The sequence below is a fragment of the Lysobacter sp. 5GHs7-4 genome (assembly GCF_021284765.1).
GTDB lineage: Bacteria > Pseudomonadota > Gammaproteobacteria > Xanthomonadales > Xanthomonadaceae > Lysobacter.
This window is the reverse complement of sequence record NZ_CP089924.1, coordinates 222,566-238,369: the sequence shown is the minus strand read 5'-3', so window position 1 is coordinate 238,369 and position 15,804 is coordinate 222,566. Positions and strand designations below refer to the sequence as shown.

14 protein-coding genes are annotated in these 15,804 nt (G+C 70.6%); 10 read left to right on the top strand and 4 right to left on the bottom strand.

Annotation, left to right across the window (positions count from 1 at the left end):
• Positions 1-54 precede the first annotated feature (54 nt).
• Both LVB77_RS00945 and LVB77_RS00940 read left to right on the top strand, forming a co-directional pair.
• Positions 55-591 carry a Rid family hydrolase gene (locus LVB77_RS00945; protein WP_232908358.1) on the top strand — a complete coding sequence of 179 codons (537 nt, stop codon included), beginning with the start codon at positions 55-57 and terminating at the stop codon, positions 589-591.
• Positions 592-696: 105 nt separating this feature from the next.
• Entirely contained in the window at positions 697-2,922 is a 2,226-nt protein-coding gene (locus LVB77_RS00940) for a DUF11 domain-containing protein (RefSeq protein WP_232908357.1), read from the top strand.
• Positions 2,923-3,112: 190 nt separating this feature from the next.
• Here LVB77_RS00940 and LVB77_RS00935 read toward each other — a convergent pair whose 3' ends face one another.
• Positions 3,113-3,673 carry a dihydrofolate reductase family protein gene (locus LVB77_RS00935; protein WP_232908356.1) on the bottom strand — a complete coding sequence of 187 codons (561 nt, stop codon included), beginning with the start codon at positions 3,671-3,673 and terminating at the stop codon, positions 3,113-3,115.
• A gap of 377 nt (positions 3,674-4,050) precedes the next feature.
• On the opposite strand from LVB77_RS00935, the gene LVB77_RS00930 reads away from it, so the two are divergent.
• Positions 4,051-5,487: a TIGR00366 family protein gene (locus LVB77_RS00930; RefSeq protein ID WP_232908355.1), complete on the top strand. Its 1,437-nt coding sequence runs from the start codon at positions 4,051-4,053 to the stop codon at positions 5,485-5,487.
• 203 nt (positions 5,488-5,690) lie between these two features.
• Here LVB77_RS00930 and LVB77_RS00925 read toward each other — a convergent pair whose 3' ends face one another.
• Positions 5,691-6,551 carry a double zinc ribbon domain-containing protein gene (locus tag LVB77_RS00925; RefSeq protein ID WP_232908354.1) on the bottom strand — a complete coding sequence of 287 codons (861 nt, stop codon included), beginning with the start codon at positions 6,549-6,551 and terminating at the stop codon, positions 5,691-5,693.
• Between the two features lie 49 nt (positions 6,552-6,600).
• On the opposite strand from LVB77_RS00925, the gene bioB reads away from it, so the two are divergent.
• The 7 genes from bioB to LVB77_RS00890 are packed head-to-tail and all read left to right on the top strand — an operon-like array spanning position 6,601 to position 13,361.
• On the top strand, positions 6,601-7,671 hold the full coding sequence (gene bioB / locus LVB77_RS00920) for a biotin synthase BioB (RefSeq protein ID WP_232908353.1): 1,071 nt from the start codon (positions 6,601-6,603) through the stop codon (positions 7,669-7,671).
• Positions 7,672-7,676: 5 nt separating this feature from the next.
• Positions 7,677-8,909, top strand: coding sequence for an 8-amino-7-oxononanoate synthase (gene bioF, locus LVB77_RS00915; RefSeq protein ID WP_232908352.1), 1,233 nt, complete (start codon positions 7,677-7,679; stop codon positions 8,907-8,909).
• A complete protein-coding gene (locus LVB77_RS00910; protein ID WP_232908351.1) occupies positions 8,906-9,337 on the top strand; it encodes an ACT domain-containing protein in 432 nt (143 codons plus the stop codon). The genes bioF and LVB77_RS00910 overlap by 4 nt, the downstream gene beginning before the upstream one ends.
• A gap of 10 nt (positions 9,338-9,347) precedes the next feature.
• Complete coding sequence (gene bioH, locus LVB77_RS00905; protein ID WP_232908350.1) at positions 9,348-10,139, top strand: pimeloyl-ACP methyl ester esterase BioH; 792 nt, start codon at positions 9,348-9,350, stop codon at positions 10,137-10,139.
• 59 nt (positions 10,140-10,198) lie between these two features.
• Complete coding sequence (gene bioC / locus LVB77_RS00900; RefSeq protein WP_232908349.1) at positions 10,199-11,104, top strand: malonyl-ACP O-methyltransferase BioC; 906 nt, start codon at positions 10,199-10,201, stop codon at positions 11,102-11,104.
• A gap of 2 nt (positions 11,105-11,106) precedes the next feature.
• Positions 11,107-12,372: a hypothetical protein gene (locus LVB77_RS00895; protein WP_232908348.1), complete on the top strand. Its 1,266-nt coding sequence runs from the start codon at positions 11,107-11,109 to the stop codon at positions 12,370-12,372.
• Positions 12,369-13,361 (top strand): multidrug resistance efflux transporter family protein, encoded by a 993-nt coding sequence (locus LVB77_RS00890; RefSeq protein WP_232908347.1) that lies wholly within the window; start codon positions 12,369-12,371, stop codon positions 13,359-13,361. The genes LVB77_RS00895 and LVB77_RS00890 overlap by 4 nt, the downstream gene beginning before the upstream one ends.
• 1 nt (position 13,362) lies before the next feature.
• Here LVB77_RS00890 and LVB77_RS00885 read toward each other — a convergent pair whose 3' ends face one another.
• Together LVB77_RS00885 and LVB77_RS00880 are read right to left on the bottom strand one after the other, a co-directional pair.
• Positions 13,363-14,886 carry a glycosyltransferase family 39 protein gene (locus tag LVB77_RS00885; RefSeq protein ID WP_232908346.1) on the bottom strand — a complete coding sequence of 508 codons (1,524 nt, stop codon included), beginning with the start codon at positions 14,884-14,886 and terminating at the stop codon, positions 13,363-13,365.
• Positions 14,887-15,305: 419 nt separating this feature from the next.
• Complete coding sequence (locus tag LVB77_RS00880) at positions 15,306-15,731, bottom strand: ketosteroid isomerase-related protein (protein ID WP_232908345.1); 426 nt, start codon at positions 15,729-15,731, stop codon at positions 15,306-15,308.
• Between the last annotated feature and the right edge of the window lie 73 nt (positions 15,732-15,804).

Genomic DNA, 15,804 nt, shown 5'->3' with positions numbered 1-15,804 from the left:
CGCGCCGCGGCCGGTGTCTACAATCGCGACACCGTCCGCCAGCGGAGTGCCGCGATGTGTCGTCTGTCAGTCGTGCTGGGTCTGTGCCTGTTGGGCGCCGCGGCCACCGCGGCCAGCGCCGCGCCCGCCGCGAATGCTTCGGCCGAGCCCACGCGCGAGCACCTCGCGCCGGCCGGTTGGGAGAGCTCCTACCACGACATCCACTACACCCCGGTGCTGCGCATCGGCGACCGCGTGATCGTGTCGGGCATCCCCTCGCGCGCCGGCCCGGACGAGGAGGCCAACATCCGCTGGGCGTTCCAGCAGCTGGAAGCCCATCTCAAACGCGCTGGCGCGAGCCTGGAGGACGTGATCGAGCTCAACAGCTTCCACGTCGCCCAGAACCACGAGGAGTTCCGGCGCGTGGTCGAGCCGGTGCTGAAAGTGCACCGCGAGTTTTTCAAGGACCACTACCCGGCCTGGACCGCGGTCGGCACCACGGCGCTGTTTTCGAAAGGCGCGTCGATGGAGATCCGTGCCGAGGCGGTGATCGGTTCCGGCCGTCGCGCGCGTGCCGACATCGCGAGACCGGACACAACTAGCGTGCCTTAAAGCCACTTCTCTCTTTGCTGGACGTCGTCAGGGCGTCCGCTGTGAAGACCAATTCAGGCTTCCCCTCTGTTTTTTTGTGACACTGGTCACGTTACAGGGGGATACATGACTCAACGTCGTCTGTTGCGCGGCTTGACCGCGTTCGCCATCGCCTGCCTCGCCTTGCCTGCCGCCGCGCAGGTCCAGCGCAGTTTCATCAACATCGGCTTCGAAGCGCCCGTGCTCGGCAACGGCACCACGGCCTGCTATGCACTGATACCCGAAGGCGCGATTCCCGGCTGGACCACCACCCATCCCAACGGCACCGCCGGCGGCACCTGCGTGCCGGCCGGGTCGGTCGGCACCACCGGGCGGCTGATGGAGTTGTGGGCCAACAGCTTCAACGGTGTACCCGCGCGCGAGGGCAAGCAGTTCGCCGAGCTCAACGCGGCGGCGACTTCGCGCATGTACCAGAACGTGTGCATGATCAACGGCGAACGCATCGACTGGGTGTTCAGCCACCGCGGCCGCGCCAGCAACACCGCGCGCGACGTGGCCGAAATGAAGGTCGGCGCCTCGTCGACGGTGATCCGGGTCGGCACCACCGCCAACGGCACGTTCGACACGCCGGTGGTGTCGCAGGGCAGCGCCGCCACGCCGGTCGCCGGCGGCAACGGTTGGGTCGATTACAGCGGCAACTTCAGCTACTCCGGCGCCACCGGCACCAACAGCCTGGGTTTCGAGTCGATCAGCACCGGCGGCGGCGATCTCACCGTCGGCAACTTCCTCGATGCGATCCAGCTGGTGCTGCGGCCGTTCGTGGAATTCGACCAGCCCAGCAGCTCCTCGCCCGAATCCACCGGCGGCAACCTGCCAGCGCTCCGCATCAACGGCACGGTGCCGGCCGGTGGCCTGACCGTGCAGGTGCAGGTCACCGGCGGAACCGCGACCTTGGGCGTGGACTACACCACGCCGGGCAACGCGGCCACCTTCAACGTCAGCGTGCCGGCGGGCACCTACGACGGCGGCAGCACCAGCGTGGTGACGCTGCCGATCGCGATCACCAGCGACGTGCTGCCCGAAGGCAACGAAACCATCGAGCTGAGCATCTCGCCGCCTAGCGGTTCGCCGCTGCCGTTCCTGCTGACGTCCAGCAGCAGCTGCGGCGCCGCCGCGCAAAGCACGCGCAGCTACACCATCACCGACGACGACGCCAACCTGTCGGTGACCAAGAACGCCGACGCGCCGGTGGCGGTGGCCGGCAGCGCCGACCTGTCCGACATCCGCTACACGGTGGTGGTGAACAACCCCAGCCTGGTCGCGGCCAGCTACAGCCTGACCGACACGCCGGGACTGGATCCGGACACCAGCGTGGTCTCGGCCGGCTACACCTTCAACGGCGGTGCGTCGACGGCGCTGACCGGTGCCGGCCCGTGGACCTTGCAGGCGCAGTGGCGCAGCCTGCCGGCCGGGCAGACCGACACCTATGTCATCAGCGTGCGCGTGCGCGTGAACCGCGGCGGCAGCACCGGCAACGATGCCTGCGCCACGCCCAGCGCGGCCGGTAGCGGCTTGCACAACGCCGCGCGCGCGGTGCTGCGCGGTTTGATCGCCAACACCAACTTCGACGCCAGCGCCTGCCGCCCGACGCCGACGCCGGTGTGGGTGAACTTGAGCAAGCAGTTGCAGGGCCGTGTCGTGCCCAACGACCAGGCCACGGTGCGGATCTACTCCGGCGGCATCCTCGCCGCCAGCGCGGCGACCAGCGGCGGCACGGTGCCCGGCACCGCGAGCACCGGCACGGTGATCGTGCCGGCGGGCAACACCATGCAGTTCGAAGAGGCGATCCGCACCACGCCCGTGGGCGCGGACCAGGCACCCAGCGCGTACCGCGTGTCGCTGGTGTGCAGCAATGCCGGCGTGGGCTCGACCACCGTGCTGCCATCGGGCAGCGGCAGCAACGTCGGCAACCGCCAGCAGTGGGCGGAGTTTTCGCCCAGCGCCGGCGACGATCTGAGCTGCACCATCACCAATGCCTTGCGCCAGGCCGATCTAAGCATCAGCAAGAGCGACGGCGCCGCGACCTACACGCCGGGCGGCACCGCCAGCTACACCCTGACGGTGGTCAACAGCGGCCCGGACGCGGCCAACGCGGCGCAGATCAGCGACAGCCTGCCCGCCGGCGTCAGCCTGAGCGGTCCCTGGTCGTGCACGGCCGTCAGCGGCAGTTGCCCGGCCTCGGGCGGCGCGGCCGGCGGTACGACGGTGAGCCTGAGCGTGGATCTCAGCAACGGCGGCAGCGCGACGATCACGGTGCCGGTGCGGTTCGCGGCGGATCCCGGCGGGTACTAGGGGCTGCGTCTGGGTGGGCGTGGGCCTGCGCTGGCCTTGGCCGAAGCTAAAGCAAATCCCCCTCAATCCCCTTTTTTTTTAAAGGGGGAAGACGCAGCCGAAGCCGGACTTTGTCGATACGGCGCGGCAGATACTGACTGAGGTGTCGCGCATTTGGCTGGAGCAGGGCGCGAACCGGGCGTGCACCGATTCAGCGATCGGGCGCCGCCACCTTGTAGGTCAGCTCGGCGAATCCCGTGCCCACCTGGGCGACCGAGACCAGACTCAACCCGGGGCTCAGCACCCGCCGTGGGAATAAGGGCTTGCCTTCGCCCAGGGTGACCGAGCCGATCTGGACGACGATTTCGTCCAGCAGGCCGGCATCGTGGAACTGGCCGGCGAGATCGCCGCCGCCCATCACCCACACGTTCTTGCCCTCGGCCGCGGCCTGCATCTGCCGATGGACCGATCGCACATCGCCCTGCGCGAACGACACGCGTGCGCCGTCGATGCGCGGCAGCGCGCGGCGGGTGAAGACCCAGGTGGGCTGGGCGTAAGGCCAAGCCGAGCCGGTCTGCGCCGACACGGTCGAGGCGTTGCGCAGGATCCATTCGTAGGTGGCCGAGCCCATCGCGATCGCGCCCACTTCCGCGATGAAGGCGGGATAGCTGGTCTGGCCGATGTCGCCTAGCGGGAACAGCCAGTCCAGCGAGTCGTCCTGCGTGGCGAGGAAGCCATCGAGGCTGGAGGCGGCGTAGTACTGGGTCTTCAACGCGATGCCTCGGTGTGGCGGGGGCTTAGACCGTAGCCGTCCGGTGTCGCAGCGGATGAGACTGCCGCGCCGCCGCGCCGCGAACGGCGGCCGTCGACCCGGACAGGCAGGACGGGACGGCGGCCGTGGGTGCGAACGGTTCGCCGACATCGGCGACGTCGGCCCGTTCGTGTGCCCGCAGGTGTCTGGCCGCAACCACACAGCCGGCGCAGACGAACCGCCACGCGTCCCGCGCGAAAGCGTGGCGGCGCTCGCGCTTGCGGTAAGGATCGCCGCCACGGCCGGCCGCATGCGCCGCTGCGCTGCGACTAAAGTGCTACTGGCGCCGCGCTGCGCGTGGCCGACCATGATGCCGCTGCCCAGAGGAACCCGTGCCCATGAATGCGACCCCGCCTTCCCGACCCGCCGTCAGCGACGGTCCGCTCGCGCGCTTCGCCCTGCGCAGCGCGGCCTGGGCCGAGCGCTGGTTTCCCGACGCCTATGTGTTCGCGGCGCTGGCGGTGATCGTGGTGGCGGTGGCGGCGTTGGGGTTCGGCGCCACGCCCAAGGCCACGGTCGGGGCGTTCGGCGAGGGCTACTGGAGTTTGATCCCCTTCACCATGCAGATGGCGTTCGTGGTGATCGGCGGTTATGTGGTGGCGACCGCGCCGGCGGTGGCGCGGCTGATCGATGCGCTGGCGCGGGTACCGCGCAGCGGCCGCGGGGCGATCTGCTACGTCGGGTTGTTGAGCATGCTGACCTCGCTGCTGAGCTGGGGTTTCTCGCTGGTGTTCGGCGGCCTGCTGGTGCGCGCGCTGGCGCGGCGCGAGGATCTGGACATGGACTACCGCGCCGCCGGCGCGGCGGCCTACCTGGGCCTGGGGGCGGTATGGGCGATGGGGCTGAGCTCCTCGGCGGCGCAGCTGCAGGCCAATCCGGCCAGCATGCCGCCGGCCTTGCTGGCGATCACCGGGGTGATTCCGTTCGGGCAGACCATCTTCCTGTGGCAATCGATCGTTTTGACCGCTGCCCTGATCGGCGTGTCGCTGCTGGTGTGCTACGTGACCGCGCCGCGCGGCGACTCGGTGCGGCGTGCCAGCGAGTTCGGCGCCGACCAACGCCAGGCCACGCCGACCTTGCCGCCGCGCACGCGCCCGGGCGAGTGGCTGGAGTACAGCCCGCTGATCACCCTGGCGCTGGCGGCGTTGGGCCTGGGCTGGTTGGTTTATGAGTTCGCCAGCAAGCCGGCGGTGACCGCGATCGCCAGTCTCAACACCTACAACTTCCTGTTCCTCACCTTGGGCCTGTTGCTGCATTGGCGCCCGCGCAGTTTCCTGGACGCGGTCGCGCGCGCGGTGCCCAGCACCACCGGCGTGCTGATCCAGTTTCCGCTGTACGGCGGCATCGCGGCGTTGCTGACTTCGGCGCCGGGCCATGGCGGCGAAACCCTCGCGCACCACCTGTCCAGCGTGTTCGTGCACATCGCCAGCGCCGATACCTTCGCGCTGGTCATGGGCGCGTACTCGGCGGTGCTGGGCTTCTTCGTGCCCTCCGGCGGCGGCAAATGGATCATCGAGGCGCCTTACGTGATGCAGGCGGCGATCGACCTGAAGGTGCATCTGGGCTGGGCGGTGCAGATCTACAACGCGGCCGAAGCCTTGCCGAACCTGATCAATCCGTTCTGGATGCTGCCGCTGCTGGGCGTGCTGGGCCTGAAGGCGCGCGACATCGTCGGCTTCACCTTCGTGCAACTGCTGGTGCACATCCCGCTGGTGCTGGGGCTGCTGTGGGCGTTGGGGCTGACCTTGAGCTATCAGCCGCCGGTGATGCCGTAGCAGCGGCGGTGAAGGGCGGAGTGCGGGCGGCGCATGGAGCGTCGAGTTCGTTAGCGCGTTGAGCAGTCGAACCAGGGCTTTTCCTGCAAAGGCGAGGAGCAGGCGCAAATCTCCCTCAATCCCCCTTTTCCATAGGGGGAGGTCATGGGCGAAGAGAGCGGCGCCGTGTCGTAAGGCCCGCCCTGCATTGCATTTGCGCTCGCTCACGGCACGCGCGCGCATACCCAGGCCTCCACTCGATGCACGCCGGCGCGGCGCAGGGCGGTGGCGGCCGCGTGCAGGGTCGCGCCGGTGGTCATCACATCGTCGATCAGCAGCACGCGCGCGGGCGGCGCGGTGGGGAAGGCGGCAGCGAAGGCGCCGCGCAGGTTGCGCCGGCGCGCCAGCCCGTCGAGGCTGGATTGCGGCGCGGTGTCGCGCAGCCGTCGCAGCGCATCGTCCAACAGCGGCAGGCTCAGGGCCCGCGCCAGCGGACGGGCCAGTTCGCGCGCCTGGTCGTAGCCGCGCTGACGCAGCCGCGCGCGAGACAGGGGCACCGCGATCAGTACGGTCGAGCTGGGGCACGCGTCGCCGGGCGGCGCGGCGATGCGTGGCGGATCGGCGGAGAGTGGCCACGCGCGCGGATGCGGTGGTTGTTCCGGCGGCGAAGCCATCGGCGCGCGCTGCGGGTCGTCCGACGCCGGAGCCGTCAGCGGGCGCCCCGGGTCGTCCAGCATCAGCGCCGCGAGCAGACGGCCGGCGGCGAGGTCGTCGTGGAACTTCAGCCGCGGCAGCAGGCGGTCCAGCGGCGTGCCGTAGACGAAGGCGGCACGGACTGCGTCCAGCGGCGGCGGCCGCTTGAGGCAGCGCCCGCAGGCGGCGGCCGGCACGGCCAGGGGCAGTGCGCAGCGCGGGCAGGCGCAATGGTTCCAGGGCAGGGCGCGCTGGCAGTGCCGGCACAGGTCGCGGCCGCCGGCGCCGCGTTCGCCGCAGACCAGGCAGCGCGGCGGCCACAGTCCATGAGCGAGCCGGGCCAGGCGGCCGTCAACCGCGGGGAAGGGGGTTTGGTTGACAGCGCCGTCCATGCTTTCCAGACTGCCGCTCCTGCCCCGCCTCGTCTGTCGGAAAACCGCCATGTCCGTCGTCAGTAAAGTCCCCGTCGCCGAGTCGGCCGTTTCGCCCCCCCGGGCGCTGCGCCACGACTGGTCGCGCACCGAGGTGCGCGCGCTGTTCGATCTGCCGTTCCCGGAACTGCTGCACCGCGCCGCCAGCGCCCACCGCGAGCACTTCGACGCCACCGAGGTCCAGGTCAGCACCCTGTTGTCGGTCAAGACCGGCGGCTGCCCCGAGGACTGCAGCTACTGCCCGCAGGCCGCGCGTTACCACACCGGCGTCGACGCGACCAAGCTGATGAGCACCGAGGCGGTGCTGGAAAAGGCCAAGCAGGCCAAGGCCGCCGGCGCCTCGCGCTTCTGCATGGGCGCGGCCTGGCGTTCGCCCAAGGACCGCGACATCCCGAAGGTCGCGGCGATGATCCGCGAGGTGAAGGCGCTGGGCCTGGAGACCTGCGCCACCCTGGGCATGTTGTCGGGCGATCAGGCCAAGTCGCTGAAGGCGGCCGGCCTGGACTACTACAACCACAACCTGGACACCGCGCCGGAGTTCTACAACGAGATCGTCCACACCCGCGAGTTCCAGGACCGCCTGGACACGCTGGCGCACGTGCGCGACGTGGGCATGAAGACCTGCTGCGGCGGCATCGTCGGCATGGGCGAGTCGCGCAGCCAGCGCGCCGGCCTGCTGCAGACCCTGGCCAACCTGCCCGCGCACCCGGATTCGGTGCCGATCAACCGCCTGGTCCAGGTCGAGGGCACCCCCCTGGCCGGCACCGCCGAGCTGGACCCGTTCGAGTTCGTGCGCACCATCGCCGTCGCCCGCCTGCTGATGCCGCGCTCGATGGTGCGCCTGTCGGCCGGCCGCGAGAGCATGTCCGACGAGCTGCAGGCCCTGTGCTTCCTGGCCGGCGCCAATTCGATCTTCTATGGTGAGAAGCTGCTCACCACGGGCAACCCGGACACCGAGCGCGATCTGGCGCTGTTCGAGCGCCTGGGTCTGCGGCCGATGCAAATCGTGGAAGAATCGGCCACCGTACACGCCGACATCGTCGAAACCGATGCGGTGCCCTCCCACTCCTGCGCGGCCTGACCATCATGCACCGAGCGCAATGGCCCGAACGCATCGCCGCCGCGCGCGAACAGCGCGAGGCGACCTCGCGCACCCGCGTCATGCGCAAGGTCACCCATCGCGACGGTGCGCGCTGCGAAGTCGACGGCCGCAAGCTGCTCAACTTCTGCGGTAACGATTACCTGGGCCTGTCGCAGCACTTCGCCGTGGTCGGCGCGCTGCAGGACGCGGCCTCGCGCGAGGGCGCCGGCGGCGTCGCCTCGCATTTGGTCTGCGGCCACCACGCGATCCACGAAGCGTTGGAGCGCGAGATCGCCGACTGGCTGGGCTCGCCGCGCGCGCTGCTGTTCGGCAGCGGTTTCATGGCCAATCTGGCCGCGGTGCAGGGCCTGCTGGGCGAGGACGACGTCTGCGTCCAGGACCGGCTCAACCACGCCAGTCTGATCGACGCCGCGCGCCTGGCCGGCTGCCGCCTGCGTCGCTATCCGCACGCCGACGCCGAGGGCGCGATCCGCCAGCTGCGCAGCGTGCCCGAAGGCATGGCCATGCTGATCAGCGACGGCGTCTTCAGCATGGACGGCGACCTCGCGCCGCTGCGCGACCTGGCGCTGATCTCGCGCGCGCAAAAAGCGCTGCTGTACATCGACGACGCGCACGGCGTGGGCGTCATCGGCCCCGAGGGCCGCGGTTCGGTGGCCTCGGTGAAACTGTCGGTACGCGAAGTCCCGCTGCAGCTGGCGACCTTCGGCAAGGCGCTAGGCAGCTACGGCGCCGCCTTGCACGGCGACGCCGACCTGATCGGCCATCTGGCCGAAACCGCGCGCAGCCACATCTACACCACCGCCTTGCCGCCGGCCCAGGCCGCGGCGACGCTGGCCGCGGTCAAGCTGGCGCGCCACGAACATTGGCGGCGCGAGAAGCTGGTCGAGCTGACCCAGCGCTTCCGCGAGGGCGCGCGCAAGCTGGGCTTGGAACTGCCGCCTTCGAGCACGCCGATCCAGCCGGTGATCTGCGGCGACGACGCGCGCGCGATCGCGATGGCGCGTTCGCTGGAGGAAAGCGGCTACTGGGTCGCGGCGATCCGTCCGCCGACCGTGCCCGAGGGCCGCGCGCGCCTGCGCGTGACGCTGTCGGCCCTGCACACGCCGAACGACGTCGACGGCCTGATCGAAGCTTTCGCGCGCGCCGCCGAGCGCGTCGGCCTGGGCCGCGCGCCCGCGCCCGCCGCCGCCGAGCTGCGCGCCACGCCCACACCATGACCGCGGCGTCCGCCGCGCCGCCGGTCGCCGAGCGCGATCTGGCGCTGATGCTGGCCAGCCTGGACGTGCAACGGCGCGTGGGCGACTACGTGTTCGTCGCCTGCGCGCAGGCCGATGCCGAACTGGCCGCGCTGGCCCACGCCAGCGTGCGCGAGGACGAGGGCATCAGCTACGTGCTCGCGCGCGCCGACGCCGATGCGCGCGGCCTGACCTATGGCTTCGTCGCCGCCTGGCTGAGTCTGTGCGTGCATTCGGCCTTGGACGCGGTCGGCTTGACCGCGGCAGTATCGGCCGCGCTGGCCGAAGACGGCATCGCCTGCAACGTGCTGGCGGGCTTCCATCACGATCATCTGCTGGTGCCGGCCGACCGCGCCGCCGACGCGGTCGCGGCGCTGGCCGCGCTGCGGCGCCCGGCCGACGCGCGCTGAGGACGGCGGGATGCACGTGCAAACCCTAGGCAGCGGCCCGGCGCTGGCGCTGATCCACGGCTGGGCCATGCACGGCGGCTTGTTCGCGCCGCTGGTCGAGCGCCTGGCCGACGACTACACGCTGCACCTGATCGATCTGCCCGGTCACGGTTACGCGCGCGACGACGACACGCCGCTGGATCCCGCGCCGCTGGCCAACGAACTGGTCGCGCGCGTGCCCGATGCGGTGTGGCTGGGTTGGTCGCTGGGCGGGCAGTTCGCGCTGCGTGCCGCGCTCGATCATCCGCGGCGGGTGCGCGGGCTGGTGATGATCGCGTCCTCGCCGCGCTTCGTGACCGGCGAGGACTGGCCGCACGGCGTATCGCCGAGTCTGTTCCGTGATTTCGGCGAGGCCTTGCAGCGCGATTTCCGCGGCACGCTGGAAGGCTTCCTGGCCCTGGAGGCACTGGGATCGCCCAGTGCGCAGGACGAGCTGCGCAAGCTGCGCAGCCAGGCCTTCGAACGCGGCGAGCCGGCCGAACACGCACTGCAGGAAGGCCTGCGCCTGTTGGACACGATCGACGCGCGCGCCGAGTTGCCGCGTCTGGCCGTGCCCAGTCTGTGGATCTCCGGCAGGCGCGACCGGCTGGTGCCCGCGGGCGCGATGCCGGCCGCGGCCGCGCTGGCGCCCGGTGGGCGCAGCGTGGTGCTGGACCGCGCCGGGCATGCGCCGTTCTTGAGCGCAGCCGAACAGGTCGCGCAGCTGGTCGACGCATTCGCCTCTGCTCTGCCGCCGGCAGGTCCGTCGAGTTCCACTACCTGATTCCCCCACAGCGCGGCGGTCGTGCCCATGACCGCCGCGTGCAATCGAAAGCCTTACCGATGACCGATTTGTTCGACCACCGCCAGGTACGCCGCGCTTTTTCGCGCGCCGCGCATGGCTACGACGGCGCCGCCGCGCTGCAGCGCGAAGTCGGCGCACGTTTGTCCGAAACCCTGGAGTACCTCGACGACCGCGCGCCCGAGGTCGTGCTCGACCTGGGCTGCGGCCCCGGCCACGCCGCGATCGCGATGCAGAAGCGCTGGCCGCGTGCGCAGGTGCTGGCGCTGGACCTGGCCCTGCCGATGCTGCACGAGACCCGCCACAACGCCGGCGGCGGTTTGCCGCGCTTCCTCGGCGGCGCGCGCCGGCCCGACGCGGTCTGCGCCGATGCGCGCGCGCTGCCGCTGCGCGATGCCAGCGTCGATGTGCTGTATTCCAACCTGTGCCTGCAATGGGTCGAGGATTTGCCGGCGGTGTTCGCCGGTTTCCGCCGCGTGCTGAAACCCGGCGGCCTGCTGCTGGTGTCGACCTTCGGCCCCGATACCTTGTTCGAACTGCGCGGCGCCTTCGCCGAAGCCGACAATACGCCGCACGTCAGCCTGTTTCCCTCGATCGCGCAATTCGGCGATGCGCTGATCGCGGCCGGCTTCAAGGATCCGGTGCTGGACCGCGACGAATTCACGCTGATGCACGAGGACCTGGGCAGCCTGATGCGCGAGCTGCGCACGCTGGGCGCGACCAATGCGATGAACGAGCGCCGCCGCAGCCTCACCGGCCGCGCCCGCTTCGCGCGCGCGGCGCAGGCGTACGAGGCCCTGCGCCATGCCGACGGCCGCCTGCCCGCGACCTGGGAAGTGGTGTATGCGCACGCCTGGGGCCCGCAGCCCGGCACGCCGATCCGCGTCGGCGGCGTCGACGAGGTGCAGGTACCCGTGTCCGGAATTCCGATCCGGAGACGCGACTGAGCATGCGTACGCTGCGCGCCGGTTGGCTGTCCCTGCTCAAGGAGATTCGTTTGGGCGACAAGCCCGAAGGCGGGCGCAAGACCGGTTTCATCGCGGTCGATCTGCACCCGTTCGCCCCCAACCTGACCGTTACCTGGTGGCGCACGCCGCGCGGCGAACGCAACGCCAAGCTGCTGGCGACCCACTATCTGGAACGCGCCGAACGCGGCCATCACGAACTGACGCATGTCGTAGAGCTGATCCACCGCACCCTGCAGGAGCGTTGCCTGGATCCGAACGTGTTCGACGGCGTGCCCGCCGCGCGCGAGGGCTCCCTGTTCGATCGCCTGGCCGTCGCCGAGACCGACGCCGTCGACCGGCTGCATGCGGCGATGGAAGCGCAGCTGCTGCGCGACAGCGGCCGCTGGATCGCCATCCATCCGCTGTACCGCATCGTCGGCGCGAGCGTCGACCTCGGCTTTCCCAACCTGCGTATCGTTCGGCCCGACGACGAGGCGTATTGGCGCGCCCTGGACGGCGGCCGCCTGCTTGCGGAATGGAATCCCCTGAGCGGCCACCTCACCGGCAGCACGATCGGCTTTCGTAGCGGACGGTTCCATGCCTGGCTGGTCGGCGACTACCAGGGCAGCAAGGAAGGCGTGCGTCAGCGCTACAAACGCGATGCGCAGCAGGCCATGGCTGCGGTGTACGCGTTCTGGAGCGAGGATCGTCGCCGCCATCGCGTCGCCCAGGAGGCGCAAGAGCACTGCCTGCTGCTGCAACACGGTCCGCTGCGCAGCGGCTACGAGCTGTCCGGACTGGGCCTGATCTATCCCTGCTACGGCGACGAGAACGAGGTCGCGTTGTTGGCGCCGCGCCTGCGCGCCTGGAACCTCGCGCGCGCGTCCTTGCCGGCGGACGCCGCGCAACGGCTGGGCAATGCGCTGTGCTTCGTCAATCTGGCCATGGGCTCGGACGACATCGCCTATTACCTGCATTACTTCATCGCCCTGGACGCGCTGTTCGGCGTGCGCGGCAAGGTCGAGGAGAGCATCGTCGACGGCGTGCGCCGGGTGTCCGCGCTAGCCAAGGCGGCCGACAAGGCGGCCTGGCTGTTCGAGCTGCGCAACGAGCTCGTGCACGGCGGTTCGCGCAACGTGCACGAATGGCCGCGCTATCCCGACTATCTGCGTCATTTCGATTCCGAACCCGAGCGCGACATCGAAGCGATCGCCCTCGACTGCCTGCGTCGCTACCCCGACGCGCACGCGCCTGGAGCGCTGCCATGACCCCACGCCGTCTCGCCCTGGCCGCGGTCGCGATCGCGCTCGCCTCGGCGTTCTTTTTCACCTGCACCTACGTGCTCAACCGTGCGGCCGCGGTCGGCGGCGGGCATTGGGCGTGGACGGCGTCGCTGCGCTATCTGATCACCTTGCCGCTGCTGTTGCTGGTGATGCCGGTGCAGGGCGGCGCGCGGCCGGTGTGGCGCGCGATCCGCGCGCACCCCTGGCCCTGGCTGCTGTGGAGCGGCATCGGCTTCGTGCTGTTCTACGTCTGCCTGAGCTGGGCGGCCGCGAGCGGACCGTCGTGGCTGGTCGCGGGCACGTTCCAGCTGACCGTGATCGCCGGCATGCTGTGCGCGCCGTTCCTGTACCGCGATCAGCGCGCGCGCATTCCGTTGCCGGCGCTGCTGGCCGGCGCGGTGGTGGTGGCCGGCGTGCTGCTGCTGCAGCTCGGCCACGGCGGCGGGCGTCTGGATCGCGAGGGCTGGATCGCGCTGGTCTGCGTGGCGGTGTCGGCGTTCGCCTATCCGCTGGGCAATCGCGGCCTGCTGCTGCATCTGGAGCGCAGCGGCATCGAATTGAACGCGACGCAGCGCGTGTTCGGCATGACCCTGGCCAGCCAGCCGCTGTGGCTGGCGGTGGCGGTATACGCCTTCGCCGAAGCCGGCGTGCCGTCCAGCGGGCAGGTGTGGCTGGCCGCGGGCGTGGCCCTGGGCGCGGGCGTGATCGCGACGGTGCTGTTCTTCCAGGCCACCGGCATGGTGCGCAACGATCCCACCGCGCTGGCTGCGGCCGAAGCGATGCAGGCCGCGGAAATCCTGTTCGCCACGCTGATCGGCGCGCTGTGGCTGGGCGAGGCCTGGCCGCAGGGGCGCAGCCTGTTGGGTGCGGCGATCGTGGTGGTCGGCATCGTCGCCTTCAGCCTGGTCGCCGCGCGCGCGGCGGCCGGCAACGAGCGGCGCACCCAGGAGCTGCGCAGCGACCGCGGCGGCTGAGTCAGCGCGCCGGCGGCTGCGCCAGCCGCCGTGCGAACTCGACGCGGAAGATCACCCGCCGTTCGTAAGGCGCGCCCAGCGCGATCGCGTGGTGGCCCAGCGCGGCGATGCGCGCCTGCAGCTGCGGCCACATCGCCTGCTTGCAGATCCAGATCGCGTCCGGCTCGTGTTCGGCCAGTTCCTGCGCCAGCGATTCGTCGAACTCGGGATTGAACGGCGGCGGATCGCGCGTCGGATCCAGCGAGATCTTTTCGATCTCCGCGTCCAGGTGCAGATGCAGGCCGTAACGCGCCATGTCCTCGACGAACACCACCTCCTGCACCGGCCCGGGCGCGCGGGCACGGATCGCATCGGCCCAGGCGGCGGCGTCCTTGTGCGTGGGCCAGTACACCGTGGCCAGCTTCAGCGCCATCAACAGCGCGGCGATCGCGGCCAGCGCCGGCCAGCGCGGCAGGACGCGCCCTTCGCGCTGCCGCTGCATCGCCGCGATCACCGCCAGCGGCAGGAACAGCGGCAGCAGGTACAAGGGCATGCGCGAGCGCGCCAGGCAGAACGCGAGCAGCGGCAGCAGCAGCCAGATCGCCACCAGCAAGGCCGGCGCTTCGTTCGCACGCTGCCCGCGCTCGCGCCAACCGCGCAGCGCCGCCGGTAAGGCGCGCAGCCAGCGCCACAAGGCCGGCGTCCACGGCAGCGTGCCCAATACCAGCGTCGGTACGTAGATCTCCAGCCAGCCGTACCACTCGCCGTGGCGGCCGAACTCGTTGGTGGTGACGCGGTTCACCACCTCGTCGCCGATGAAGTAACGCAGCAGCCCCGGATGGTTGGCGATCACCGCCGCGTACCAGGGCAGCGCCAGCAGCACGAACAGCGCCAGCCCAGACCACTGCAGCACGCGATAGCCGCCGCCCGGCGCGAGCAGATTGAAGGCCAGGACAGGCAGCAACAACAGCAGCGCCGGCGGGCCCTTGGCGAGGAAGCCCAGCGCGAAGCCGGCCCACATCACCGCGATCCACGCGCGTGCGCGCAGGCGTTCGCGTGCGGGCGCGGCCTGCGCGGGACCGAAGCGCGCTTCCACGTAGGCCCACATCGCCACACCGGTGCAGGCCGCGAGAACGTAGTCGGTGGTGACCAGTTGCGAGGCGCCGACGGTGAAGGCCATGGTGGCGTAGATCGCCGCCGCCTGATCCTGCGCGCCTGGCGCCAGACGCCGCGCGATGCGCCACGCCAGCCACACGCTGAGCAGGTAGGCCAGCGCCGCCGGAAGGCGCGCGGCCCAGGCGTGATGGCCGAACACGGCCACCGACGAGGCGATCGCCCAGTAGGTCAGCGGTGGCTTGGTCCAGTGCCCGACCTCGTGGCTGCGGCGCGGGTTGAGCCAATCGCCGGTGTCGAGCATGTTGAGGGCGACGTTGGTGTAGCGGCCCTCGTCGGGATCCCAGATACCGCGACTGCCGAGGAAGCACAGCGCCAGGACCAGCGCCAGCGCGGCGATCCAGAAGGCGGGCGTGCGGGCAAGTCGGAGCATGCGGGGCGGGCTTGGGCGGACGCCGTTACAGGCTAGCGGAGCGGGGTTACGGGCGCGCTCATGTCGCTGGGCGGTGCTTACGCGCAGGGTGCGCTTTCGGCGTCGCTCCCACGGCCGCGCATGTTGCGCTCTCGCCATCGCTCACACCGACGCACACGTTGCCCTCGCCGCCGCGCCCACCGCCTCGTCATTCCGGTGAAAGCCGGAACCGTTGTTGCGGTCGCTCATGATCCGATGCGTCATCGTTCCCGAAGCCCAAATCAAAATGGGTTCCGGCTTTCGCCGGAATGACGGGTTGGGAACAACGGGTTGGGAACGGGTCGGGATTGGCGGCCAGGCGTGACGGTTCGCGAGTCCTGGCTAAGCCCGACAGGACCCGCGCGCGAACTTGCGTCGCGCCGGTGCTGCTACCCTCCGCCTCAACTCACCTGCGCGATCCAATCCTGCAGGTTGTAGTAATTGGTCACGCGCTGGATGCGGCCGTCGCGCAGTTCGAAGAAGGCACCGCCGGGCAGCACATACTTCTGTCCGCGCGCCTCCGGCAGGCCGGCGTCGCTGGCCAGGTACTGGCCGTGCACCACGTACTCGGCGGCCGCGCGGCTGCCGTCGGGCGAAACCAGCACCACGATGTCGTGCAGCTGCTCGCGGTAGCTGGCCTGCATGCGCTGCAGGAACTGCGCGAACGCCGCGCGGCCGGTTTCGCGCGCGCCCTGGTTGAGGTCGTGGGCGACGTCGTCGGAGAGCAGGACCAGCATGCCCTCCCAGTCGCCGCGGTTGAAGGCGGCGTAGTAGGCCAGCACCACCTCGGTGGCGCGGTCGTGGCTGCGGGTACCGTCTATCTTCATCGGAGGCCTGGCTGCATCGGGGCGCGGGACGCGGCGATGATACCGGCGTGGCGCGCAGGCTGCGTGAGCGCGG